Raw genomic sequence first — 24,250 nt, 5'->3', positions numbered from 1 at the left:
AAACCGCTCAATAAATGAGCGGTTTTTTCATATCTCATAAAAATGCGTATCAGGAACATGCTTCTTTGCAATAAACCCCTGCTGAAAGTCTGGAAAGACCTTTTGCACCTGTTTAATTTTCAGATGAATCAAATCAGCATACGGAATATACAAATGATCCACAAGAGTGTGTTCTGTCATATAGTAATACCAATTCAGATTAAAGGTATTTTCATCAATGATCGTAAAGGCAGAAAAATGATAGAACAGCAGTGGACATTCGTCGAGATACATATCTCCTTTCACAACGGAGAGCTTATAGTTTTCAATATTCCAAATCGCTGCATTGGCACCTTTAGATGCCACCACATGGACACCCTCAAAATCATCGACCCATCTTTCAACATACCGCTGATCACCATATGTCTTTTTTTCCGTATCCATTTCTACTGTACAGTGCGCAATGCAGTTCTCTTTCCACTGCGTCACAGCTCGTTTGGCCACATCTGTGTTTCGACAGCCTACAAACCCAGTATTAAAACGGCCAGATAATTCATAAAAGTGATAGAATCGCTTGGAATTCATATGATCTGTCAAAAATACATGAGCGAGTGGATTTTCTGCAAATATCGCCTCTGGATCATGATAAAAATACAAATCTGTATCCAAATGAGCAAGATAATCTGCATCAGAGGACTCAAGAATTTTGAGTAGAAACGCAGGCTTAAGCGTCCAGCAATACTCGTGGAACGTACGATCCGCCTTTGCTTTTCGCAGCGAATCATCTTCCACATCTTCAAGCTGTTCATATTGGACATGTGGATGAGGAAACTGATTTAACACCTTGTAAGCCAAAGGATCAGCACATAAGACAGAAAGTTTGTATGATTGAGCCGTCTGCTCAAGTGAATGAATCAGCGCCAGTAGCTTAAATACATGGGTATTCGACACAATGGTTGTGAAATGATAGGATGCCATCTACAACACATCCACTTGGAACAAGTCAACATGCAGCAGCTCTTTTGTGAGCCCTTGGATGGCCTCTGCCAGCACCGTGCATCCATGTTCCTGCTTGGCAAGTTGGGCCGCCTCTGACAGCTTTTTCAAAGGGAAATGCTTTGCCGTCAGCACGTCCTTTTGATCACGTTTAATGCCCACATTCCGCTCTGTGATCATATGAAGCAGCTCCAAAAAATAAGCGAGCAGATCATCATATGCTTCATTCTTACGCAGCTGGCGAATGTCTTTCACGATATCATTTGTCACGGTATGAGAAAATGGTCCAGAGAAAGCCAAATGAACATCAATCGAATCAATATTGTTGTACTTCTCGCACATATACAAAATGTTATATTTGATGTCATCGAATGACGTTAAATTACTTGGATGTTCCTGATGCACACTCAAAATATCCTCACGCAGTTCAAATGAGAGGCCAAGCTGATGCAGACGAATGCCTAAATCATAATCCTCAAACCCGTATCGAACGATTTTTTCATCAAACATCCCTAGTTCCATGACATGCTTTCGCTTGACGGAAGAGTTATTTGTGATAAAAAATCGCCACGGCAATTGATAAGAACTTAAATCATAGTCGTACGTGTTTAAAATGTCTTTCAGGATATCAATAAATTCGGACTGCAAGTCGAAGCTTCTCTCTAGAAATGCGCCGCTTTTCACTTCCTCCATCGACACAAGAGACGTTTTGTCTTTCATTTTCCGCTGATACAGCCCTTGTTTTTTTAATCGTTTCACATGATCTTTATCAAAACCGGTGTAAAAGTAACGGTAGATTCGCTTCCAGCATACACCGCAAATGACACGGTCCTCATGATCAGCATGTGCCTCTGCGTGCTTTTGAATAAATTGGGGCTCTGCCAACATATCGCTGTCATGGAATATTAAGAGGTCTCCCTCTGCCTCACGAATGGCATGATTGCGCCCCTTGGCAATTCCTTGATTGACAGGAATACGCACCTTTTTGAATGGAAAGTTCACCTCAATGTGTTCGAGCATTTCCATCGTGCCGTCCGTTGACCCATTATCAGCGACAATGACCTCAAATGGAATATCGGTTTCCTGAAGCGTTAAGGAAAAAAGGCTCCCTTCTAAACGCTCTTTCGCATTATAACTCGGAATAATGACGCTGACCTTCGGCTTTTCATTCATGCGCCATCCTCCTCCAGTTTGGCATAGCCGTTAAACATCGGATTGACTTGTTCTACCGATTCAATCACATGACGCAGCACTTCCCGATAGGCTTCTTGGAAAAATGGCAAGTCATCTCTTCCTTTTTCATGGATTTGCTGCATATCATCTTTGCTTAAGATCCGAAAACCACTGAAATGATAGCAAATGAGTGGGCTTCCATCCTCAAGCAAAATACGTCCATTCTCTTCCTGATAAGAATGCTGGCCATAATTCCAGTGACCAATATTCACACCCTTTGTTTGAATATCTTCTACTTTTTCAAACAGCACCGGCATATGATCCAAATACCCTTGATCACCAAATTTCCCTTCTCCAGGCGCATTTTTGCATTCTTTTAGACATTCTTCTTTCCACCAGCTCAGGCACTTCTGGCCGGCTTCATCTCCTTTAAAATGCAGGAATCCTGAATTATAGCGTCCTAAAAGTTTCTGAAGCATCTTCACTTCCTCTGGATCAAAGCTTGGAATGACAATATCCCCTCTTGATAGAAGCACAGAGGCATCAGGCTGGTTTTGAAAAATCACTTGTGGACTCTCATAAAAGAACAAATCCGCATCAAGATACGTCACTTCCTCCGCCTGGTCCTGCTTAAATAGCCACTCAATCCAAATCGGTTTTAATGTCCAGCAATATTCCGAATCATTTCGTTCCTTTTTGATCTCTAGAAGCTCAGGCGTTTCAAGCTCACGCACATGAACAAGATCGACATGCGGGAAATTCATTTGATGAAGCAAATCAAATGCAGCATCATCCATACATAACGTCTTGATGACAGCATCATCTTCTACTTGCTTCAACGATAAGAAAAACGCAATAGCTTGATAAAGTCTTCCACTTGATAGAACCGTACAATATATGCTGTTCATCTGTATACACCTCTATTTTTGAAAGAATTCACGATACCATTCAATTGTCTTTTCTAACCCTTCATCAATGGAGTAATCAGGCTTCCAATCAAGCAGCTTTCTCGCCTTTTCTGCTGATAAATATTGATGCTTAATCTCATGCGTTCCTTGATTCAAAATACGAGTTTTTAGTTCACTGCCCATCGCCTTTAAGATTTTATCAACGAGCTCAAGCACGGTCAGCTGAATTTCATTACTAAAGTTAAATGCTTCTCCTGCAAGCCCTTTTTCCTCCATTTTTTCAGCTAGCAGTAAATAAGCCTTGACCGCATCTTCAATATAGAAATAATCACGGATAAAGGTTCCGTCACTTCTAATTTCTGGCGCCTTTCCCTCTAACACAAGCTGGATGGTTTGCGGAATGATTCGGTTAAAATTCAAATCCCCGCCTCCATATAAATTACCGCAGCGCGTAATACAAACCGGAAGACCATATGTGTTGTAGTACGTGTGAGAAATTAAATCTGCACAGCTTTTTGACACATCATATGGGTGCTTACCGTTAAGCGGCATGTCTTCATCATAAGGAAGCTGTTCTTGATCCCCGTATGCTTTATCACTCGATGCCACAATCACTCGTTTGATAAGCGGCTGCCTTCTGCACGCCTCCAGCACATTCCATGTTCCTAAAATATTGGCTTCAAATGTAGAGACCGGGTGACGATTTGCGACCCCAACAATCGCTTGGGCGGCCAAATGAAAAACTGTATCAATCTCATATTCTCCTAACGCACGTTCTATCGTTTGCATGTCCTCCAGTGCGCCTTGGACGACATTCATCTTTTCAAATTGACTGCCTTGATACAAGTTCGATCTTGGCACCTGATCACGTACAAGCCCTGTTACGTTTGCTCCTTGATCTATCAATTCCTTGACGAGGTAACTCCCTAACAATCCCGTACACCCAGTCACAAATACGTTTTTCCCATTCCAAAATCCGCTCATGCTGTCACCAAACCTTCCATGGTTGTTTTCCATCTGCCCACATGCCGTTGATTTCTTTCAAGTTTTTATACGTATCAATTGCTGTCCAAAATCCGTGGTGCTCATAGACTGCTAGCTCTCCATCATTCGCCAAGTTTTGAAGAGGCTCTGCTTCGAACACACATTGATCATCATCTGTTAAATAATCAAAAACCTTTGGAGACAACACAAAAAATCCTCCATTGATCATCCCGATACTGTCTGTCTTCTCAGAGAAGGATTGTGCCATCCCGTTATACACCTTCAGCGTGCCGTACTGTGATTTCTTTTCAATTCCTGTGACAGTGGCAGCTGCTCCAAGCTCTTGATGGCGCTTGAGCAAATGAAACATATTGATATTGGCAAGTCCGTCCCCGTACGTCATCATAAAAGTCTCATCACCAATATAATCCTGTACCTGCTTTAACCGCCCGCCTGTCATCGTATCCTCACCCGTATCTAAAAAGGTGATTTTCCAATTCTCCGACTTCCCTAAAAGCTTCATTTCCCCTGTCGACATATCTAGCTGCATGCTGTGATATCGCCAGTCGTAGTTGAGAAAATACTCTTTGATTTTCTCTCCTTTATATCCAAGCAATAAGATAAACTCGTCTACACCGTAATACTGATAGATTTTCATAATATGCCATAGAATAGGCCGATCTCCGATCATAGCAAGTGGTTTAGGAAGCGCTTGTGTGACCTCACTCATTCTCGTTCCCTTTCCTCCGCAGAGAATGACTGCTTTCATCTTCTCCCCTCATCTCTCTATGAAAATTTTTGATTGAAAACCCTATCTTCATGCGGAAAATCAGTACATGTACCCTTATACTTTGTCCGACATCAGGTTTTGAATCTACTCTATTCATATGTCGGAATAAGAGAGGGTGCCACCTAGCATTTAACTATTTTTACAAACAAAAAAGAGCGAGATTTGCATTCTCGCTCTTTCAAAGTTTAAATTGTATATTTTCAGGGTAGATGGTATGATAAACATGTGCATATACAGCACAAACAGCCTCTTTCGATAAAGAGACTACTAGATTGAATGAACTCAAGTGGCAGCTTGCTTCATTCTTAATATGAATCACGGAGGTGAATTCCCATGGCACAAAATGTACTTTGTGAAGTGAACTCTTGCCGTTTTTGGGCTGACAACAGCTGTACAGCTTCTACCATTAAAATTGGTAAAAGCACAATGACTGACGTGACTCGCAATGCTGAAACGGATTGCGAAACATTTGAAACAAAATAATACATGATTTTCTGAGATGAAGGAACTGGCAGGTTCCTTCTTTTCTTTTATCATTCTATCAAGAATGATAATTATTATCAAGCGTTTTTCACGAAACATTTCTCGGGAAATAATGACACGATATTTCTCCATTCGTTGACGATTTTCACTCCTTTTTCTATACTCAACATATCCAAAGAAGAAAAAGTGGTGACCAATCAGTGGATTTTACGATACGTTTTCTATCATTCTATGTGGTTGAAATAGAAGGCAAAGAGGAACAAGCAAATAAACGGTTTAAACATTACCAAACATTAGACCAAGAGGAATTTGAACAAAGTGAGCTGAAAGACTTTCTAGACGGTGAGCTTAAAAAAATCGTCAAACGAAAAGTGGACAGACACCCTAAGTCTGAGCAAGTACCGACTAAAATTGGCCGATTTATTGTCGAACCCGGGCATGAACTCGATTCAAATCCAAACTACAATTTATTTCATCAGACGAGATTTGCAGATACAAAAGAAGTATTTAACGAATGCAGTGAACAATTTGTTCGCACTTATTTAGATACAAGTGCTGTCAGAGGCGGCGTGTTTTTGGTTGCATCTGCGGTTCCTAAAAAGTATTTCGATGACTCTTTTGTCTTTATCATGAAATGCGATTTTGAACAGAAAGTCGCTTCTATTGCTGATACATCTACCTTGATCAAAAAAGTCGAAATGGCGATTACAACAAAAAACATGAAATCGATTCAATACCCGTTTATGCCAGAAGAGGGCATGACAGAGGAAGCCGAAGTGAAAATTCACCAATCCTCACACGCTCGTTATTTTGAAGACTTTCTAAAATTCGTCGAATACGGGGAATCGATGCCTGAAATCATGAAATCACAGGTCATGAATATGGTGCAGGAACATGTATTTGAAACATTTCAGGATGAAAGTGAAGAATTAAAACAATTTGAAGAGGACCTTGAAATATGGGAAGCAAGTGAAAAACGGGAGATTCGGGAAACACTCGATACAGAACAGGTCACGCTAGCGGCTTCACACATTGTTGAACAAACCCCTGATATCACGATGAAGATGCGTCTAGGCGAAACAGAAATTAAAGGACTTTTAGCCGACTTCGGTCACTCGATTCATATTGCAAAGGTCAACAATCGATATGTCGTGCTCGTTGAAGCAGATCAAATTGTATTTGAAAAAGGAAGCACACCTGTTGAATTCCATAAACCCAATGGCTTGAAAGAGGTCGTCAGCCAACTCACGCAAAAAGCCTATGATTCAGACTTAGAATAAGAGAATATGACTGCCTCCTGCGATTAGCTGCATGAGGCAGTTTTTTATATAACGCTTTATTTCTTACACTGCACTAGAAGAAACATGCTGCCCGCTTTTTATCCACATGCTGACGAGCATGAAACTTATGATAAGCATCAGCCAAAAGACGCTGTTTGTTCCGAAAAACTGGATCAACGTATACCCACACAAAGGTCCTAAAGCAGCCCCCATATCTTGAACAAAAGAATAGCTGGCGAGAAAGCGGTTCTTATCTGTTTGAGCAGAAGCTTTTTGAAAGGCAAGTGTATCGGTGAATGTTGTGACAATTGTTGCCATCAGTTGCATCAAAAGCAGCATCAATAGGAACCAGCCGCTTACCTTCAGCATGATCACAAGAAAACTGAGCCCTCCAAATGAAAGAAACATCCAGCATAACATTCGTTCCTTCATCACAAGACGATCAAACCATTTGCCCGTTCTCGGTGCGAGAAATGGTTCCCACCCCCACCTGAGTGCTTGAATAACACCGCTTAAAGCCGAAGCTCCGATGACAAAGCCAAACAGAGTCAATTCATCTTGGTCAATCTTTGCTTCAATGACATGACTCAGCGTGGATGCGAATAAACCTTGGATGATCAGTGCGATCAGCATGCCTGTTATCAGTACTTTTACCACATCTCGTGTAAACCACTTTTGTTTGATACCATGATACACCTGCGTGCCTTCTCTCTTTTCAATTTCATCCAACGATACATAAAAAATGCAGCCCATCAATGTGAGTAAGCCAAAGACAAGCGTCATGGACTGAAAACCGATCAAGCTGGCAAAGATTCCACCAAATAACATGCCAAATAAACTGCCAAGCCGGTAAAGCCCATTATAAAGACCCGTCAAATGTCCTTGTGAGCCTTCGTCCATTTCAGCCAAGACCCTCATCCCACTCATACGGAGTAACGTCCAAGCGAGACCCCATGCACAGCGGCAAATCAATAGCATCCAAAATCCACTCATACCATATAATATCGTGGTCACTGACGCGATCAAAATTGCGATCAGTACACCGGTCTTCATTGGGATATATCGATAGAGCCACCATACGACAGGTGCTAGCGGGATACGAATGAATCGGTTGATAGACAGCAGTAACCCCACCTCCCAAATGGATGATAAACCAATCTCTTTCCAATAGACCGGGAGAACAATATAGAGCATTGAATCCCCAATAAGGGCAAATGCTGTGATGAGCGAAATTGACACAACTTGCTTTTGACGACGATCCATTTTTTCTTCCCCCTTCGCTACCTTTACGATAAGGGATACCTTATAATAAATCTAATGAATGTTTTTGATTGAATCATCAAAATAATTGATAGGCGGTGCAAAGATGAATTTACATGCCCTCCGTATTTTTGCAAAGGTAGCCGAAACAAAAAGTGTCACACAAACGGCAGACGTGCTGTCTTTGACACAGCCGGCTGTGACAGCACAATTACGAAGCATTGAACGAGAGATCGGCTTTCGTCTTTTCAAACGAAACGGCCGGGGGATTACACTGACGGAGATGGGAAAGATCCTGTATCCATATGCCCGGCAAGTATTCGAGGCGGAAAAAGAAGTAGAATATCAGATTACTCTTCTGCAAAACGGAAAAAAAGGAAGACTCAGAATAGCTTCTACCTACGTACCACTTAACTTTTTGCTGCCTGATTGGCTTGCCTCTTTTAAAACATCATCGCCACAGACAGACATTGAATTAAAAAGCGGAAACTCCGCTCAAGTGATCGAAAGCCTGCTTCAATATCAATCAGATGTGGCGATCGCCGTAATAGAGGATCTGCACCACGAAGATCTTCACACCTCTCACTTGACTGATTTAAGTTATGACTTTATCGTGCCTGTGGATCACCCGTTAAATGGACAAACCGTCCCCCTAGAACGCCTAAGCCATGAACCCTTTTTAATGCGAGAAGAAGGCAGTTCGACGAGAGACAAGCTTTTTTCCCTTTTTACCGCTAAAGGAATTAAAAAACCGACCGTTGATTTACAATTCAGTGGTGTCCACGAAGCCATTCAAATGATCAAAGCTGGCTATGGCATTACCCTTGTTCCTCGTGACGCTGTTCAGCGAAGCTTAGAACGTGGAGAGATTGGGCGCGTGTATATCGAAGGAATAGACATTATCAGACCTGTTGTGGTCTGCAAACGGGCGAATGACCTTGAGGAAAATAGGACGGTGAATGCTTTTCTGCAAATGAAAGACATCGGACCCTTTATAGCACCTGACTCCAATTAAAAAAGTGCCTGCTTCAGCAACAGGCACTTTTTCTATTCGGATGGCTGAACAAGATCAAATGGGACCGCTTTTGAGGCTATCACTAATTGTTCTGGTGTGATGAGTATTTCATTTCCCCATTCTCCCGCTCCAACGCCTAATATCTCTTCTTCTAATAGCGATGCTTCGATAATCGTGCGGAACCCTTCAGGCTGCCAACAAAATGGCGGAATAGAGCCAATCCGATAGCCTGTCACTTCAAGCACCGTGTCTGGTGAAGCCATTTTGATATTGCGAGAGCCTGCGGCTTTCTTTAGTTTCCCTGATTTGATGTGCTGGTCAGCACCAACCATTACAAGCAGCTGCTCCCCTTCCCCTGTTTCAAAGATCAATGTCTTGATCATTTGTCTTTCTCTAAAACCAAGAGCAGCCGCTACATTCGATGCGCCCTTCTCTGTTTCGGCAGAAAATGTTTTGATGTCATACGGGATGCCATGCTTGTCCAAAAAGTCATGCGCTGGTAATTTTTTCAATGGATTGAACCCCTTTCCTTACAATGTCCTTTCATTTAGCTTATCACAATCCTCTCATCCTTAAGATGTATTTTTCAATGGAAAACCTCTAGCTCCTTCACTCTCATGCTATACTGAACTTGTTTTTGAAAAGGAGTCGGTTGGATATGGGAAATAAGTTTTGGTGTTATACAGGCAGTAAAAGCCTTCTCATGCTAAGTGATATTCTATTTTTGATGACAGTCACATTGGTTATTTATCAAGATACACAATCTGTCGCCTATGCGGCTGTATTTCCGCTCATAAGAACACTATGTCAGCTATTGGCTGGGCTCCTCTCTCCTGTTTTGACAGAACTCTTTCAAGCCAAGCGTCTATTGAAATGGGTCCCTCTTTTACGTATTGGAATGCTCGTCGTATTCACGACCCAATTTGATTTCTTTCAGCAGCACCTGATCTGGCTGTTTAGTGCGTTCGTTTTGATTTCCATCACAGGCGGGTTCATCAGCCCTTTATTACAGGCCATCATGCCGATGCTTGTATCAGCAAATCAGCTTGTGAAAGCGAACAGTACAGTCTCCGTTTTTTATCAATCTGTTCAAATCGCCGGCTATTCGTTTACTGGAATGCTCGTCCTGTTGATTGGTCCATTTTATTTAATGTGGGCCTCTTGTTTCATGATTGTGTTGTCCTATCTATTGATCATCCCTGTTTTTTCTCTACTCAAGCAAGAAGACACGGTTCAAAAAGAAAATAAGATGAACGGTTTCAAGGATGGCTGGAAGATCATTTGGACAAACAAAACGGTTCGCATCCTGACTTTCATGGATGTTAGTGAAAATATTGCAGGTGCTTTGTGGGTCGGACCGGTTACGCTTGCCTTTGTCACACTTGTTTTAAATGAAGGTGCGGAATGGTGGGGATATATCAATGCCGCATATTATATAGGTGCCATTATAGGCGGACTCATGGCTGCATGGCTAAGTCAGTTTATTCAAAAACAACTTCTCCTCTTTATGGCAGCGGGCTCTTTTATTTATGCAGTGCTGACGATCCTATTTTCACTAAACAGCCTGCCATGGCTTGCATTGCTGCTTTGTATTTTAATGGGGCCTGCCTATCAAATTCGGGATGTTTCGCAGCAAACCATCCTCCAAACGGAAACGCCAGTCCATGAGTTATCAAAGGTGTATTCGGCTCAATACGTTCTCTCTTCTATGTCTGTCAGTTTATCTATTTTCTTTGTTGGATTAATTGCGGATACATTCGGAGCGAGATTTGTGTATTTGTTAGGCGGACTGTTTGTACTCATCTGCTCAAGCATTGCCATCACCACTTTCATGATGCAGAAAAAAAGAGCCGCTGTTTAAGGCAGCGGCTCTTTTACTTTTCTTTTAACATCGCAAACATGTCACGCGCCATTGCTTCTAGGATATACACAACGGGTGTCTGTGTAGTAATGTTGGCTCTATGGACTCGTTCGTCTGTAACGTAATAAGCAATATTTAAGTCAGAAATACGAGAAATTGTACAGTGCTGATTGTTAGTAATACTAATGATCGTGCTGCCTTCTCTTTTAAGTTTCGAAATATGATCAATCGTAATACTGTTCTCTCCTGATACCGACAGCACAATGGTGACACTATTGTCTAAATACTGCATATTCATCGGGAAAAACGGATCGTTGATGTAGAATGAAAATTTCTCAAGACTCGAAAAGTACCTTGCCCCATACTGCGCCAAAATACCAGAACTGCCCGTCCCAATAAACAGCACATTCTTTGCACCCGCAATGAGCTTCGCTGCCTCTTTAATCTTCTCCTCAAAATCTCCTTTAAGTGTCCGTTCGATAAATTCATACAAGAAATGCTGCGTGCTTTTCAAAGAAGGTGTTTGTTCTGCTTCTAAATACATTTTGAGCTTCACCTTAAATTCTGAAAAGCCTTCACAATTCACTTTTCGACAAAAGCGAAGGACAGATGAGGTCGATATATGTGCGGCATCTGCCAAATCACGAATTCTCATATAGACGACTTTTTCACTGTTTTCCATAATGTATCGGTATAAAGCGCTTTCTAGTTCATTAAAGCTGGAAATGACCTCACTTGAAAACATCTGACTTCCCCTTTCTCCAACAACATGACACAACACGTTTCTTTTATGTAACAAATCTCTAAATAGGGCACCCTTGCCTAAAGACGCTGAAACCGTTTACGCACAAGGTACTCTCACGATAAGCTATAGATGTACAAACAAATGATAAAAGATTGATTCACTCTATTATAACATTGTGCGTTACATTATTCGGAGGTGCAGAACATGGCAAAAGGATTAAAGGTTGTCACAATCGGCGGAGGATCAAGCTATACACCAGAACTTGTCGAAGGATTCATTAAACGGTACGAGGAATTTCCAATTAGCGAACTTTGGCTCGTCGATATCGAAGCAGGTAAAGAAAAGCTTGAGATCGTCGGAAATCTTGCAAAACGCATGGTGAAAAAAGCGGGACTTCCAATCGAGGTTCATTTAACTTTAGATCGCCGGAAAGCACTGGTAGACGCTGATTTCGTCACAACACAATTCCGCGTCGGATTACTGGAAGCACGTATGAAGGATGAACGCATTCCTTTAAAATATGATGTCATTGGTCAAGAAACAAACGGTCCAGGCGGTCTATTCAAGGGTCTGCGTACCATCCCTGTCATTCTTGAGATTGTGAAAGATATTGAAGAATTATGCCCGGATGCTTGGCTTGTGAATTTCACCAACCCAGCTGGTATGGTCACAGAAGCCGTACTTCGCTATTCAAACCACCGCAAAGTCGTTGGCTTATGTAACGTACCAATCGGCATTCGCATGGGCATCGCCAAAGGACTTGATGTCGACGCAAGCAGAGTCGAAGTCAGCTTTGCTGGATTAAACCATATGGTATTTGGACTGAACGTGTTCTTAGATGGCAAAAGCATCATGGATCAAGTGATCGAAGACATGGCAGATCCAAACTCTACGATGTCGATGAACAACATTCACGCCATTCCGTGGGATGCAGATTTCTTAAAAGGGCTTGGCGTAATCCCTTGTCCGTACCACCGCTACTATTACAAAACAAGTGATATGTTGGCTGAAGAAAAGAAAGCAGCAGAGAATGAAGGAACTCGTGCAGAAGTCGTCCGTGCACTAGAAAATGACCTGTTCGAGCTTTACAAAGATCCTGATCTTGATATTAAGCCGCCACAACTTGAAAAACGAGGCGGTGCTTACTACAGTGATGCAGCATGTAACTTGATCGCATCCATTTATAACGACAAGCATGACATTCAGCCTGTAAACACAATCAACAATGGCGCCATCAGTGACATTCCAAATGATTCTGCCGTTGAACTGAACTGTGTCATCACAAAAGACGGCCCAAAACCAATTGCTGTTGGTGAAATGCCGGTCGCTGTCAAAGGACTTATTTCTCAAATTAAATCCTTTGAACGTGTAGCCGCTGAAGCAGCCGTGACAGGCGACTACAACACAGCACTTGTCGCCATGACCATCAATCCGCTCGTCCCATCAGATGCCATTGCAAAAAGCATCCTAGATGAAATGCTAGAAGCACATAAAGAATATCTACCACAGTTTTTCAATAAAGTCGAAGCATAAAAAGAAGCCGCACTTGTCAAAGTGCGGTTTTTCTTATTTCCCGGCAAACAACTGATCCATCTGAGCACGGTCATAGTCTAAGAGCCAGTGCTGTAAACCTTCATAAACTGGACACAGATGTTCTGGATCTGCCGCAATAAGATCACAGCCTCGATCATCATATAAGTGGAAAATCATCTGTTTTGAGAGATTGATGAGATAAATGTCATAACCAAGCTTTCCTTTCATGATTTGATTCGGTTTGTAGAAATCCTCTTGGCATATGGCTTGTAATAGCGGGCGCAATCGAATATCTTGCAACTGACACTTGAGTGTAAATCTCTCTATTTTCATTGTTTCTTCTTGTTTTGGTTGTATATAGGTCAAACGCTCGTGACGCAATCGGTGACGCACTTGTCGGTCGGCATATTTTTGATAAACAAGGAGCTTTTGCTTCGTTAATTCATGTTCATGCTGCGTATAGACATCCGTGACAAGTAGAATATCGTCTTCTGGATCAAAAGCATATCTAACGATTTTCAAAGCCCGATCGCCTGCTTTTTCTAATACAACCGATTCTTCTCCTAATGACCAATCTGCCACTTCAAAGCGAAGACCAAAAGGCCACCTATAAAAAAGAGACGGCGTGAGGACAAGATCAGGAAAATGACTTTTTAAAAAACGATTGGTTTGATCGCTCATCTCATGTCCTTCCATTGGTTTTATTTCTTATTTTACCGTTGAAACTGATGGAAATTCAATTGGAAATAAACTGTCATTTCTTATATGATAGAAAGAGATGGAGGTGTGACCAATTGAAAAAATGGTTTTTACAGGTGTTCCTCACCGCATTGATCACGATGTGGATACAGGCTGGACTTGATCAGGCGAACATCATTCATATCAACAATGTATGGGTCGATGTCAGTAGCTGGATCCTAATCTTCTTTGTCATCTACGCACTTTTTGAATGGACTGCTCACGTCTTAGTAAAACGGAAAATCGCTCATCGCTGAACATCTCTTTTTACAGAGATGTTTTTTGTTGAAACTCTTCCTGCACAAGTTCATGAATGACGCCCATTCCTGCCTGACTTCCAGCTGCTGCTGCAAGAACAAGCTGAGCAGGTCCGCCTAAATTATCACCACATGCAAAAATATCGCTGACGGTTGTACGCCCAAGAATATCTGTTTCAATGCCCCCATTTTTCGTCATTTGACAGCCTAGTTTTTCAGCAAAAGGGGTTGACTGCTTGAAATCACTTGCGACAAATCCGCCTTCTCTTATCACTATCTCTCCATTTACAAGCTGAAGAGAGCGTAGCTGACCATTGTCATGATGGATCGCTACAATTGGCACATCAATAACTTGAATAGAATGTGCTGATAGCAGTGCTTTCTCCTCTTCAGCTAACACTTGCTGTCCATTTGTAAATACAATCAAATCGTTTGTCCAATTGGAAAGAAGTTTCGCCATATGCAAAGCGCGCTGGTTCTCTGCAATCAGGGCAAGTGGCTTGTCCTTCAGCTCCCAGCCATCGCAGAAAGGACAGCTAAACAACGTCTTTCCATACACTTCATGAATCCCGTTGATCTTTGGTAATATGTCCTGAAGTCCTGTGGCCAAAATGATTTTTTTCGCTTCGAATCTTTCTCCTTCTTGTGTCAGTAACGCGAAGTTATCCTCATGATTTTGTATCTCCACAACTCTGCTTCGTTTGATTTGGATATTGGGGTAGTTTTGAAGATCCGCTTCTCCCGCTTGTCTGATCTCAAACGGTGTCATTCCATCGTTTGTAATAAATCCATGTGATTCATGAGTCACTCGATTTCTTGGCATCTCGTCATCGAATATCATGACCTGTTTTCTGCCCCGCCCCACAACAAGAGCTGCATTTAATCCGGCTGGCCCGCCTCCAATAATGGCACAATCTAATATCATATAAACCGCTCCTTTTCATCCAAGACTTTAAAGACTCTTAATATCTATAATTCGCTCAAAAAAATCACATGTTGAAAAATGGATTTTTTTCTGTCTGCTCTATTTGGCTTGCAATATCAACTAACCGCTTTTGACTTAACGTCTCCTGCATTTTTGTTTCAACATCTTGCATGACTTGTTCAATCAAACAGTCATCGTGAGGCATGAAAGAATCATGTGCTAAAGAACAACGAAATAAATGGGTTTGTCCTTCTACCGCCTGAATGACGTCTAGAAACGAAATGTCCTCCTTCTTTTTCAGAATGGTGTAACCACCTTTTGCGCCAGGTGTTGATTCAATCAATCCCGCCTTCACAAGCTTTGTTAAAATTTTAGATAAATAGGTAGGTGAAAGATCTTGCATCTTGGCGAGAGGCTCGACGCCTATTGCTTTTCCCTTTGGTGCAAGGGTTAAAAAGACCATCGTATGAAGCGCATAGTTGGTCGCTTTAGAATATTTCATAGAAACATTCCTTTCTATCTATTGTAGACCTTTTATATCTGTAATTGATCATAGAGGATTCAAGAAGAAAAAGCAAGTATTGTGGATCTGCTTCTTTTTTCATTCCACATTTCGCATTTCCTTCCGATAATAGAAGTAAGCACGAATAAAAGCTTGATGAAGACTAGAAGGAGTGAAAAAAATGTCAGATCAACAGCACAATGCAGCACACGAAGAAGAAGAGGAATTTAACGTATACGACATGCTTCCACCCGCAGGAACAATCATTGGCGAAGCAACAGAAGAAGAAATGGAAGCTGCGGCAGCATTAGAAGTGAGACATTACGCCTTTATGCGTCTGCAAGACTCGTACATTCAATTTGATGGATCTTCTTATAAAGAATTGCTTAAAGACTTTCAAGAACTAGAATTTGATTCTGCAAAATTTTGGAGAGCCATCGCACGACGCCTGCAAGTCCCATACGAATGGCCAATCCGAATCGACCATGCAAACGGTCCTATTTATATTGGTGAAACAGAAGATAGCCGTGATGTTGAGGAGAGTACAGAGTAAAGGAATTGGTGACCCCCTTTTTGATAAGGGGGTCTATTTAAAAAATGATAGATACTTATTCTTCTAAATCAAATTCCAATGCGATTGATATATTAAAGGCAATGTGGGGCATTTCATCTATTTCTGATTGATTCAAATGCTTCGCAAAACGACGTGCATGCTCGACAACATCAGCATGCTGCTTAATCATTTCGTCATTCATTATAAAGATCGTATTGATTGCCCAGCCAACAGTCGTTAACATTTCTTCGTCCTGAAGGGTTTCCATATATGTTTCTACTTCAGAAAAAATCCACTTGATATCATCAATTTGTTCCACTTGGAAATTCGAGATTTTTGAAAGCTGTTCAGGGTCTTTGGTTAAAAAGATATCTTTCACTTCTTCTTTTGATAATGGCGGATTCTGCTTTTCATATTCAGCCTGCCACTCTTCATCTGACATCCCATCTTCTTCGCTATCTTCTGCGGTATAATGCCCTGCAATTAGTTCATCAAACGAATCCGCTAATTTGAAATCCGTTTCATATTCTAGATCAAAGTAATGAATCGGCGGATGTTCCTTTGTTTCTCTATAATCCAAAGCGATCCACGTATGACCATCCCCACAAATAAGCACAAGACCCTCAGGCAATTCCCATTCTTCTATTAAATAATCACTATCCATGATACCTTCGCCTTTCGCGATTCCTCTTAAATGATCAAATGACACATGATCCTCTGCCCATCCATTCGGCTGGTCTGTTGGAAAAGCATTATGTAGGGTATAACCGCCATTTTGTTCGAGGATAAGCTTCTTATATGTATCAGGCAAGGTGACGCCTAGTTTCTTTTCTGCTTTTGCAATGCCTTTTTCATTGATTTTCTTAAAAGTCTCTTCACTTTCTCTGTCTGTGTCCCAAAATGGTTTCAAATAAAATACCTCCAATTGTTATTTCTATCTCATTTTATCATTTGAGAGAACTAGTTTAATAGTCCTATTCATAAAAAAAGAGAAGGGTTACCCCTCCTCTTGTTGATCATGATTGTTCTTGATTTCTCGCTTCAAATTCATCTAGCATTGCACGCACTTCATCTGTTGATGATGTGTTCATTAATTGGTTTCTTAGGAAGCTCGCTCCTCTGAACCCTTTCACATAAATCTTAAAGAAACGATGAAGTGCCTTAAATGGACGCAAACCTAATGAAGAATATTGATCATGAAGATCAAGATGTAATCTTAAAAGACCTAACAGTTCGTCACTCGTATGCTCTTTCGGCTCTTTTTCAAAGGCAAATGGGTTATGGAAAATTCCGCGCCCAATCATCACTCCGTCTATTCCATATTGCTCAGCGAGCTTTAAGCCCGTTTGACGATCAGGAATATCACCATTGATCGTCAAAAGCGTATCAGGTGCTACTTCATCACGCAGTTTTTTTATCTCAGGAATAAGCTCCCAGTGCGCATCTACCTGGCTCATTTCCTTTCTAGTACGAAGATGAATCGATAAATTCACAATGTCTTGCTCCAAAATGTGTCTGAGCCAACCACGCCATTCATCGACCTCTGTAAACCCTAGTCTTGTTTTCACACTAACAGGTAATCCCCCTGCTTTTGCCGCTTGAATCAGCTCTGCCGCAACGTCTGGACGAAGAATCAATCCACTGCCCTTCCCGTTTTGCGTGACATTTGGGACAGGACAGCCCATATTAATATCAAGCCCCTGAAATCCTAACTCCGCCATTCCAATACTCATTTGTCTAAAGTTCTCAGGCTTGTCTCCCCAAATATGAGCAACAATCGGCTGCTCATCCTCTGTAAATGTTAAACGGCCTTTCACACTTTGAATGCCATCAGGGTGGCAGTAGCTCTCACTGTTCGTAAACTCTGTAAAAAAAACATCAGGTCTCGCCGCCTCACTCACAACATGACGAAACACAACATCTGTCACTTCTTCCATTGGTGCTAATATAAAAAATGGCCGTGGTAAATCACGCCAGAAATTTTTACTCATCTTTCATCCAATTCCTCTCATGACATAGCGCCTAAAGGGCATGTCCTTCTGTAAAATATCATTTATATACATTATTAATCATTATACGCAAAAGGACCATAAAATGAACATTAATAAATGCTATCGTACTTAATAAAATATCAAAAATTTGAAGAGACGTAAATGCCGTTCCTGCTAGGAAACGTGTCACGCGATGGACAGCAAGTAATCATTTATCAAGATACCAACTTGAGAAGAAAGAAGTTTCTCCACGCTGAAAACAAACCGCAATCTTAGCTACACGAATATATCACACCACAAAAATATAGAACAAAATTACTATTTATCCTTAATATGGTTTTTGTTACAATTTTATGTATGTTATAAAAAGGAGTGATTTTCTTATATAAAAGACCTATACGTGTTTAAGTCATATTTCACTGGATTTTCTTAAGAAGTATTTTATAATTGAGGCTTGAACAACAAGAATTTTCTAACTTATAAACAGCCTCTTCATTAAATTTTCGGAGGCGAAATTAACATGACTTTTAGAAAAAAATTTGTTCCTGTACTACTAAGCGCAACTTTATTGACTTCTGGCCTTGGTGCGACTACTGCATTTGCAGCAGAGCCGGCTAAATCAACAGCACCAGTACATACGAAAGTATATAAAACTTCTTTACAACAAGCTGCAACAAATAATAGGACTAGTCCTATTCAGTCTAATGCACTATCAACTCAAACAGCTGTAAACGGGGAAGTTTCTACTCAAGGAGCTGTTTCATGGACATATAAAGCATTCAGAGCTGCTTGTCGTTCTGGTGGGTGGTTACTATCAAGAGCATTGAAACCCTTAAGTCCAAAGGCGGCTGCTTGGGTCAGAAAGCATTCTGCTAAAGTCGCAAAGATAATGGATAAAGGTGAAAAATGGACTGAAAAACAATTCACAAAAGCTTTCACTAAAATTGGTGCGCCTAAAGATGTTGCTAAAACATTGGCAAAGTTCATTATTGCTCTTATCTAAATATAAAAATAAGTGCTATTAGTTTCTAATAGCACTTTTTTGTGGAGGGTGTGCATGTCTTTTTCTTATGTGATTTCACTGACTTTTTTAATACTCCTTTTAGTATCTATCATATTTTATACTTTTTTAAGGAAGAAAAATGTTGTAGATAAACCTCCTGGCGCTATTGCTGCCATTCTTTTTATTTTACTATTACTTTTTTCTTTAAGTTTCGCTATTGCTCTTCCAACTTTCATGCTTTACCTAGTATCATTGGGAGTGAATTTTCTTTTCGGCGAATACATAACTTATGATTCATTTTTTTCTTTGTTTACCTTTTCGTTGTTAGTTAGCATCATCGTAGTTTTTTGGTCATTTATAGTTTTATTTATAGGGAAAGGAATCACTTTTTTGTTGAAGGTCCCAAAATGGATAACCTATATTTTAGAATTTTTTGCTTCGTGGGCTCTTATTTACTTCACGATTAAATATGTACTCAATTTAAAGATAATTGAAGTTTCTATATGGGGGAATGGTGTATTAATTTTATCTTTCTTTGTTAGCTTTTTATACATCGGACTTGATATCATATCCTCCGCACTAGATCAAAAAAATCAGAATATAGAAGAAGAACCCCCTATCCTATAATGGAGAAGGGGGTTTATTGATATATAGAATTTATCTAATTAACATAAGGGACGAATATAGATTACTCAAGATATCTGAATTTTTTCTTTTAAATTACTTGAGAAAAATGAAGTACTTAAAGTAAAACTGATATACATAGGAGTTATACAACATCTTCTTACCTTTCCATTAGTTTTTGGCTCAAGTATCTAATTTGACCAAATTCCTTTTCGAACATCAAATCCCATATATCAAGACATTCATTTGCAATATCTTTTATCTCAGGGATAGTTGAGTTAGAGGTTTCGTCATATAATCTAATAATCAATTTAGAAATTTCATCTTCTATTCCCCAAATCTCTTCAAACTTACCAACTTCGTTTCCAAGTAAGTGGTAACTCATTGAAAATATAATATCTTTGTAATCAACAAATGATTTTGATTTTTCTTCAAGATAATGAACAAAAGCATGTACTATTCTACGGTTTAAACCAGAATTCATTATTTCAATCATAAAATCCTTATCTCTCTTTAAATCAATGAGATCATCATAAAATAATCGTGAAATTGGCATCTCGAGATCTAATGCACTTGCCTTAAATTTACGTATTAAATCTTTTACTATTGAATTAAATTCACCTTTGTTAAAATAGTTAGTAGCCATATGAAGTATGGCTTTTGCTTGTGCTTCACTCATTGCATCTACGTTATTAATTATTTCGGAAAATTCATTATTACGAATAAACATTTCTGAAAGACAATTTGCACCCATATCAATTAGGTCTTTATCTTCGGATTCGTAGCATTTTTTTATAGTTTTCAGTACTTGTTCACGATATTTAGGATAAAGCAAAAAGAGCATATTTTTCGTATCATAGAAACCTGCTAACCTGTAATCTTTAGCATATTGATTTAATATTATCTCTGATGCCCACTTTCTTTCAATATTATAGGCAGGCCATAATGCGAATAAACTAGCTAACTTCACTGCCGGATTTTCATCAAATACCAATCTTTCAATTGTATCTTTAAACTGTTTAAACAAAGTTCTTTCATTCCATAATAACTCAGCTATTGCTTGAGCTGCGTTACCCCTTACACAGTTAATCGCATTACTTTGTAGCATGGCATAGCTACGCATTTCTTTATCCTCATTATTAGTTACATTCACAATTCCTAATTCTGGGTTATCATGGTTAATCGCAATATCCTTTAGAATATCCAAAATCTCCTGAGACCAATTTACGTTTTTCCTGTCTCTAATGATTGAGCAAATTTCGTTCGCCCGATATGAGGTATAATCATATGGATAGGTCAAAATCATTTTTTCCAATAACTCTATCGGCACATCCCCCAATGCCTTACTAGATGCAACGCCACTAAATAAGGAATCTACGTATGATTCCAGAACTTTCTCTTTATTTGAAAGAACTAGATTTATCATTCTTTCAGGTTCCTCGGAAACAGCTTTACTAAAACTACTTGCAAATTCTTCAATAGAAGAGCTAATAAAACCTTCTGGAACCTCTATCCATCTGGAAGAATCTTTTTGAATAAGTTTTTTATTAGTTAAAATCTCTATCCACTTTTTGTTATTTAATTTTTTCCCCGCCACGGGTGAGCTTATCGATCCGCTATGTCCATCTGTATATTTATATAAAATTGACCCTTTAGGGAATTTACGTCTTAAAATACGCAACAAATTTTTTGCTTGAATGCTCAATCGATTATAGGGAAGAACTTCTAAAATTTCTTTTTGAAAATCACCCCAAAAACTCCAATAAACTGTACGACCATTTTTTTCTCTATTATAATTAATTCTACGACGATATACGTCTTTAGCTTGCGGAGAAAGATAACTTAGAACTCTCTCTTCTAATAAATTGAAAATATCCTCACTACAGTATCTCGTATGTTTTTCTAATATTTGTTTGGCAAGAAGTAATTTATCACCATTGCCACTTGTATTATCGAATACGTTACTGTTTAAATCGGTGCATAAATAATTAATTACAACATCACTATAATTTTCTGACAATCTAAATAATCCATCCAATATAATTTCATTAAATAAATCATTACCTTTCCCCATGTATTTATTATAATAATCAAAGAATTTTTCTGGGTGTTGAGAAATTATTGCTGCATTCGCTTTCTTTATAATTTGAATACAAGCCCTTTCTAGCCCTCTTTTATGAATATATTTCCCAGACCAATCACTATAAATAAAGCTTACGTCTTTATCTATTGGAACGAGTGGTAATAATAAATTAAGAACCTCTTCTCCATTATTGATTAGAATTTCAGAGTCTTCATAGAGAAATGTTTCTTCGTAATAATAAATTTGTTTCCCCTTGCTTTTAATTTTATTTTCCAATAAAAAAGTTAATAGCCGTATTGTTCTTAATTCACTATTTTTAAGCATCGACTTAAAATCAAAATAGTTATCAGTCATTCGCGGATATCGCTTATAAAATTTCATTCTTAATTCAAATAACTCATCCGTATCCTGATTTATATCTCGCAAAAAACATTTAGAGAATTTATTATCGTCTTCCTGTGAATTAAATGAATATTTTTCAATTAACGTAATATCCTCAGCCTCAAAATTTGGGCTTATACTTACAAAAAAATTGATAACCATATCTTTCTTAGATGGGGTGTTAAACCATTTCTCTAAAATGCCACATTGTCTAAGCAACTTAATATAATTGGGCTTTGAAAATATAACGTTATTAATAATGTGATTGCCGTAACTTTCATTTTCACAGTTATTCACTATAAAGTTTTGTATATTTTCATCTATTTTATCTATCTGATTTAGCACTTCGAAAAAAACAAATTTGACAAAATATCTGATTTGTTTTGCTTCAAACATTTTTTGTCCAACAATAATAAAATCGCGGCTATCAAATTCAAATAAATTTTGCATAAACATTTGCACTTGATATCTTTTACCAGGTGTTTGTTTATCTTTAGTACCAATAATATCTACAATATCTTCACCATCATAATATCTCTGAAGCATCTTTTCTGCTAAAAAACTGTCTAATATAGATTGATGGGCAAACGAAACTTTCTTTCCTTGAATAATTAAGAAAGAATTTGAAGATAAAAATTCTAAAGATGATTTATTTTCGTTTAATATACTTAAAGGAATAAATATTTTACTAGACCTCTCTAGAAAAGTTACTATTTTATCTTTAATCTGAAATAGATTGTCTTCTCTCAATCCAAATTCAAAACATTTATTTGATAACTGCCCCCACCATTCAGAGATCAAATGGCTTGCTGTAGAACATTCTGCATATACTTTACCAGGATCTAGCTGTTTCCAAATATATAAATTGCTTGGAATTCTTAGTATCTCTTTCAGTTTACTTGTTAGTTGTTCATAACGCTTTCCAACAATACCCTCAACTAAATCCTCGTCCAACTCATTAACCTGAACCCTATCCCATTGAATAACGTCCTCTTTTGAATCATCTTTTTTAAATAATGATCTAATATTATTATCGTTTTCCAAATCATGAGTTCGACACACAAAAACAACAGATATCTTGTTTGCTCTATCATTATTCAATACCTCTATTTGATTAATAATCTGAGAGCATACTAATAAAGCATCTCTAGAATGCGCCAGAGTCCAACGCAGGGCATCTAACTGATCCAAAATAATTACTGCCCTTTTATTTTTAGAAACACTGTGGATACAATGAGTGATTGATGCAGGTAATCCTAAATCTTCTCCCCACTTCTCCGCAGTCATACTTGGAACTCGTTTATCTAATTTAATTGCCAAGTATGGTATCTCACTTTCTTCACAATAATTGATAATATCTTCAGTACATCCACTTTTCCCTCTTCCAGCCTTTCCATGTATTATTAGAGATTTCTCTGAGACTAATGCTTCTCTACATATAGAAAATTCTTTTCTCTTTATAAGACTATTGTCCAACGGAATAAAAGCTGATTTATATTCGCGATTCAACTCCTCTAGCCTACGCTTGATTTGTTCATTAGACGAAAGATGTTTATTCCTTCCTAACAAATAATTGTCTCTTATCTCCTCAATTGTTCTGATAATTTCCCCTTCTGATTTACCAATTGACTCATCAACCATTGATACAATCGCACTGTCTTTAATGTCTAATAACGATTCTCGAAAATTTACTAGTATATCAAACAAATCAGAGAAGTACTCTTCAAAATCGGTCGGTTTCTTAATAGGCGTATGCTTAAATTCATCTTTTTTAATATTGACAAATTCAACCGCTTCTTTTGCTAGTTTCTTAAATATATCTTGGTAATCTTCCTTTGAAGTGTTATATGCATAAAATACTCTTTGTATTATTGTTTCAACAGTCTTGCTCTGTTCAAGAAATTCTATAAAATAGTTACTATCAACCTCAGTATTATCAAACTTACGATTAAATTCAGTAACTATATCTTCTATGTCTTTAATTAATCTCTTTTTATTTCGATTTGTTAAACCTTTTGACAACAGGTAACCCGCAAAATTTGGGGCTATCAAAGTTCCAGCTATATATGCTAAAATGCTCACTATTATTCCCCCCTAATCGACGACCATTATTTTTCTTATATTCCAATAACAAACCTTCTCATCATCCTTTTAATTACCAATTTTACATTTTATTCATATTCCTA

Annotated in this window: 23 protein-coding genes; 9 read left to right on the top strand and 14 right to left on the bottom strand. The window is 38.8% G+C overall.

Annotated features, from left to right (window positions below; genetic code table 11):
- Window positions 1-27 precede the first annotated feature (27 nt).
- The 5 genes from NSQ70_RS03610 to rfbF are packed head-to-tail and all read right to left on the bottom strand — an operon-like array spanning window position 28 to window position 4,809.
- On the bottom strand, window positions 28-957 hold the full coding sequence (locus NSQ70_RS03610) for a putative nucleotide-diphospho-sugar transferase (protein WP_056408123.1): 930 nt from the start codon (window positions 955-957) through the stop codon (window positions 28-30).
- Entirely contained in the window at window positions 958-2,148 is a 1,191-nt protein-coding gene (locus NSQ70_RS03605) for a glycosyltransferase family 2 protein (RefSeq protein ID WP_039168570.1), read from the bottom strand.
- Window positions 2,145-3,056: a putative nucleotide-diphospho-sugar transferase gene (locus tag NSQ70_RS03600; RefSeq protein WP_251211105.1), complete on the bottom strand. Its 912-nt coding sequence runs from the start codon at window positions 3,054-3,056 to the stop codon at window positions 2,145-2,147. The genes NSQ70_RS03605 and NSQ70_RS03600 overlap by 4 nt, the downstream gene beginning before the upstream one ends.
- A gap of 12 nt (window positions 3,057-3,068) precedes the next feature.
- Window positions 3,069-4,040 carry a GDP-mannose 4,6-dehydratase gene (locus tag NSQ70_RS03595; protein WP_342502456.1) on the bottom strand — a complete coding sequence of 324 codons (972 nt, stop codon included), beginning with the start codon at window positions 4,038-4,040 and terminating at the stop codon, window positions 3,069-3,071.
- A 4-nt stretch (window positions 4,041-4,044) separates the two neighbouring features.
- Window positions 4,045-4,809, bottom strand: a complete 765-nt coding sequence (rfbF, locus tag NSQ70_RS03590) for a glucose-1-phosphate cytidylyltransferase (protein ID WP_251211104.1) — start codon at window positions 4,807-4,809, stop codon at window positions 4,045-4,047.
- A 354-nt stretch (window positions 4,810-5,163) separates the two neighbouring features.
- Here rfbF and NSQ70_RS03585 point away from each other — a divergent pair, with 354 nt between their 5' ends.
- Window positions 5,164-5,313 carry a DUF1540 domain-containing protein gene (locus tag NSQ70_RS03585; protein ID WP_008344201.1) on the top strand — a complete coding sequence of 50 codons (150 nt, stop codon included), beginning with the start codon at window positions 5,164-5,166 and terminating at the stop codon, window positions 5,311-5,313.
- A 200-nt stretch (window positions 5,314-5,513) separates the two neighbouring features.
- Window positions 5,514-6,593 carry a DUF3900 domain-containing protein gene (locus tag NSQ70_RS03580; RefSeq protein WP_017360425.1) on the top strand — a complete coding sequence of 360 codons (1,080 nt, stop codon included), beginning with the start codon at window positions 5,514-5,516 and terminating at the stop codon, window positions 6,591-6,593.
- Between the two features lie 63 nt (window positions 6,594-6,656).
- On the opposite strand, the gene NSQ70_RS03575 is transcribed toward NSQ70_RS03580, so the two are convergent.
- Window positions 6,657-7,856: an MFS transporter gene (locus NSQ70_RS03575; RefSeq protein WP_286067079.1), complete on the bottom strand. Its 1,200-nt coding sequence runs from the start codon at window positions 7,854-7,856 to the stop codon at window positions 6,657-6,659.
- Window positions 7,857-7,959: 103 nt separating this feature from the next.
- Between NSQ70_RS03575 and NSQ70_RS03570 the strand changes: the two genes are divergently transcribed.
- The gene (locus tag NSQ70_RS03570) at window positions 7,960-8,868 is read left to right on the top strand and encodes a LysR family transcriptional regulator (RefSeq protein WP_019743938.1); all 909 of its coding nucleotides are present in this window, start codon (window positions 7,960-7,962) and stop codon (window positions 8,866-8,868) included.
- 32 nt (window positions 8,869-8,900) lie between these two features.
- Here NSQ70_RS03570 and NSQ70_RS03565 read toward each other — a convergent pair whose 3' ends face one another.
- The gene (locus tag NSQ70_RS03565) at window positions 8,901-9,380 is read right to left on the bottom strand and encodes a YbaK/EbsC family protein (protein ID WP_047946791.1); all 480 of its coding nucleotides are present in this window, start codon (window positions 9,378-9,380) and stop codon (window positions 8,901-8,903) included.
- Between the two features lie 146 nt (window positions 9,381-9,526).
- On the opposite strand from NSQ70_RS03565, the gene NSQ70_RS03560 reads away from it, so the two are divergent.
- Window positions 9,527-10,729, top strand: coding sequence for an MFS transporter (locus NSQ70_RS03560; protein ID WP_342502455.1), 1,203 nt, complete (start codon window positions 9,527-9,529; stop codon window positions 10,727-10,729).
- Window positions 10,730-10,742: 13 nt separating this feature from the next.
- Here the strand turns inward: NSQ70_RS03560 and NSQ70_RS03555 are convergent, their stop codons facing one another.
- The gene (locus NSQ70_RS03555; protein WP_045034443.1) at window positions 10,743-11,474 is read right to left on the bottom strand and encodes a MurR/RpiR family transcriptional regulator; all 732 of its coding nucleotides are present in this window, start codon (window positions 11,472-11,474) and stop codon (window positions 10,743-10,745) included.
- Window positions 11,475-11,678: 204 nt separating this feature from the next.
- Between NSQ70_RS03555 and NSQ70_RS03550 the strand changes: the two genes are divergently transcribed.
- The gene (locus NSQ70_RS03550) at window positions 11,679-13,007 is read left to right on the top strand and encodes a 6-phospho-beta-glucosidase (protein ID WP_056408143.1); all 1,329 of its coding nucleotides are present in this window, start codon (window positions 11,679-11,681) and stop codon (window positions 13,005-13,007) included.
- Window positions 13,008-13,040: 33 nt separating this feature from the next.
- Here the strand turns inward: NSQ70_RS03550 and NSQ70_RS03545 are convergent, their stop codons facing one another.
- Window positions 13,041-13,688: a DUF3885 domain-containing protein gene (locus tag NSQ70_RS03545; protein WP_342502454.1), complete on the bottom strand. Its 648-nt coding sequence runs from the start codon at window positions 13,686-13,688 to the stop codon at window positions 13,041-13,043.
- A 113-nt stretch (window positions 13,689-13,801) separates the two neighbouring features.
- Here NSQ70_RS03545 and NSQ70_RS03540 point away from each other — a divergent pair, with 113 nt between their 5' ends.
- Window positions 13,802-14,002, top strand: a complete 201-nt coding sequence (locus tag NSQ70_RS03540; protein WP_024718613.1) for a hypothetical protein — start codon at window positions 13,802-13,804, stop codon at window positions 14,000-14,002.
- A gap of 10 nt (window positions 14,003-14,012) precedes the next feature.
- Here NSQ70_RS03540 and NSQ70_RS03535 read toward each other — a convergent pair whose 3' ends face one another.
- Window positions 14,013-14,927, bottom strand: coding sequence for an NAD(P)/FAD-dependent oxidoreductase (locus NSQ70_RS03535; RefSeq protein WP_342502453.1), 915 nt, complete (start codon window positions 14,925-14,927; stop codon window positions 14,013-14,015).
- Between the two features lie 64 nt (window positions 14,928-14,991).
- A complete protein-coding gene (locus tag NSQ70_RS03530; RefSeq protein ID WP_039168549.1) occupies window positions 14,992-15,429 on the bottom strand; it encodes an Rrf2 family transcriptional regulator in 438 nt (145 codons plus the stop codon).
- A gap of 181 nt (window positions 15,430-15,610) precedes the next feature.
- On the opposite strand from NSQ70_RS03530, the gene NSQ70_RS03525 reads away from it, so the two are divergent.
- Window positions 15,611-15,982, top strand: a complete 372-nt coding sequence (locus tag NSQ70_RS03525) for a hypothetical protein (RefSeq protein ID WP_217967461.1) — start codon at window positions 15,611-15,613, stop codon at window positions 15,980-15,982.
- 55 nt (window positions 15,983-16,037) lie between these two features.
- Here the strand turns inward: NSQ70_RS03525 and NSQ70_RS03520 are convergent, their stop codons facing one another.
- Together NSQ70_RS03520 and NSQ70_RS03515 are read right to left on the bottom strand one after the other, a co-directional pair.
- Window positions 16,038-16,892 carry an SMI1/KNR4 family protein gene (locus NSQ70_RS03520; RefSeq protein ID WP_217967462.1) on the bottom strand — a complete coding sequence of 285 codons (855 nt, stop codon included), beginning with the start codon at window positions 16,890-16,892 and terminating at the stop codon, window positions 16,038-16,040.
- 106 nt (window positions 16,893-16,998) lie between these two features.
- On the bottom strand, window positions 16,999-17,973 hold the full coding sequence (locus NSQ70_RS03515; protein ID WP_035391414.1) for a tRNA-dihydrouridine synthase: 975 nt from the start codon (window positions 17,971-17,973) through the stop codon (window positions 16,999-17,001).
- Between the two features lie 520 nt (window positions 17,974-18,493).
- On the opposite strand from NSQ70_RS03515, the gene NSQ70_RS03510 reads away from it, so the two are divergent.
- Window positions 18,494-18,976 carry a hypothetical protein gene (locus tag NSQ70_RS03510; protein ID WP_309173759.1) on the top strand — a complete coding sequence of 161 codons (483 nt, stop codon included), beginning with the start codon at window positions 18,494-18,496 and terminating at the stop codon, window positions 18,974-18,976.
- A 54-nt stretch (window positions 18,977-19,030) separates the two neighbouring features.
- Window positions 19,031-19,603, top strand: coding sequence for a hypothetical protein (locus tag NSQ70_RS03505; protein WP_309173760.1), 573 nt, complete (start codon window positions 19,031-19,033; stop codon window positions 19,601-19,603).
- Between the two features lie 157 nt (window positions 19,604-19,760).
- On the opposite strand, the gene NSQ70_RS03500 is transcribed toward NSQ70_RS03505, so the two are convergent.
- Window positions 19,761-24,146: a hypothetical protein gene (locus NSQ70_RS03500; protein ID WP_342502452.1), complete on the bottom strand. Its 4,386-nt coding sequence runs from the start codon at window positions 24,144-24,146 to the stop codon at window positions 19,761-19,763.
- Window positions 24,147-24,250: the final 104 nt, after the last annotated feature.

It is taken from the genome of Bacillus sp. FSL R5-0397, assembly GCF_038593395.1.
Classification (GTDB): domain Bacteria; phylum Bacillota; class Bacilli; order Bacillales; family Bacillaceae; genus Bacillus; species Bacillus altitudinis.
This window is presented reverse-complemented; position numbering and strand designations above follow the sequence as displayed.

What these genes read in the sequence shown, in the direction of transcription:
- NSQ70_RS03610 (WP_056408123.1), bottom strand. Translation starts at nt 957, where the DNA reads ATGGCATCCTATCATTTCACAACCATTGTGTCGAATACCCATGTATTT.
- NSQ70_RS03605 (WP_039168570.1), bottom strand. Translation starts at nt 2,148, where the DNA reads ATGAATGAAAAGCCGAAGGTCAGCGTCATTATTCCGAGTTATAATGCG.
- NSQ70_RS03600 (WP_251211105.1), bottom strand. Translation starts at nt 3,056, where the DNA reads ATGAACAGCATATATTGTACGGTTCTATCAAGTGGAAGACTTTATCAA.
- NSQ70_RS03595 (WP_342502456.1), bottom strand. Translation starts at nt 4,040, where the DNA reads ATGAGCGGATTTTGGAATGGGAAAAACGTATTTGTGACTGGGTGTACG.
- rfbF (WP_251211104.1), bottom strand. Translation starts at nt 4,809, where the DNA reads ATGAAAGCAGTCATTCTCTGCGGAGGAAAGGGAACGAGAATGAGTGAG.
- NSQ70_RS03585 (WP_008344201.1), top strand. Translation starts at nt 5,164, where the DNA reads ATGGCACAAAATGTACTTTGTGAAGTGAACTCTTGCCGTTTTTGGGCT.
- NSQ70_RS03575 (WP_286067079.1), bottom strand. Translation starts at nt 7,856, where the DNA reads ATGGATCGTCGTCAAAAGCAAGTTGTGTCAATTTCGCTCATCACAGCA.
- NSQ70_RS03570 (WP_019743938.1), top strand. Translation starts at nt 7,960, where the DNA reads ATGAATTTACATGCCCTCCGTATTTTTGCAAAGGTAGCCGAAACAAAA.
- NSQ70_RS03560 (WP_342502455.1), top strand. Translation starts at nt 9,527, where the DNA reads ATGGGAAATAAGTTTTGGTGTTATACAGGCAGTAAAAGCCTTCTCATG.
- NSQ70_RS03555 (WP_045034443.1), bottom strand. Translation starts at nt 11,474, where the DNA reads ATGTTTTCAAGTGAGGTCATTTCCAGCTTTAATGAACTAGAAAGCGCT.
- NSQ70_RS03550 (WP_056408143.1), top strand. Translation starts at nt 11,679, where the DNA reads ATGGCAAAAGGATTAAAGGTTGTCACAATCGGCGGAGGATCAAGCTAT.
- NSQ70_RS03545 (WP_342502454.1), bottom strand. Translation starts at nt 13,688, where the DNA reads ATGAGCGATCAAACCAATCGTTTTTTAAAAAGTCATTTTCCTGATCTT.
- NSQ70_RS03535 (WP_342502453.1), bottom strand. Translation starts at nt 14,927, where the DNA reads ATGATATTAGATTGTGCCATTATTGGAGGCGGGCCAGCCGGATTAAAT.
- NSQ70_RS03530 (WP_039168549.1), bottom strand. Translation starts at nt 15,429, where the DNA reads ATGAAATATTCTAAAGCGACCAACTATGCGCTTCATACGATGGTCTTT.
- NSQ70_RS03525 (WP_217967461.1), top strand. Translation starts at nt 15,611, where the DNA reads ATGTCAGATCAACAGCACAATGCAGCACACGAAGAAGAAGAGGAATTT.
- NSQ70_RS03515 (WP_035391414.1), bottom strand. Translation starts at nt 17,973, where the DNA reads ATGAGTAAAAATTTCTGGCGTGATTTACCACGGCCATTTTTTATATTA.
- NSQ70_RS03510 (WP_309173759.1), top strand. Translation starts at nt 18,494, where the DNA reads ATGACTTTTAGAAAAAAATTTGTTCCTGTACTACTAAGCGCAACTTTA.
- NSQ70_RS03505 (WP_309173760.1), top strand. Translation starts at nt 19,031, where the DNA reads ATGTCTTTTTCTTATGTGATTTCACTGACTTTTTTAATACTCCTTTTA.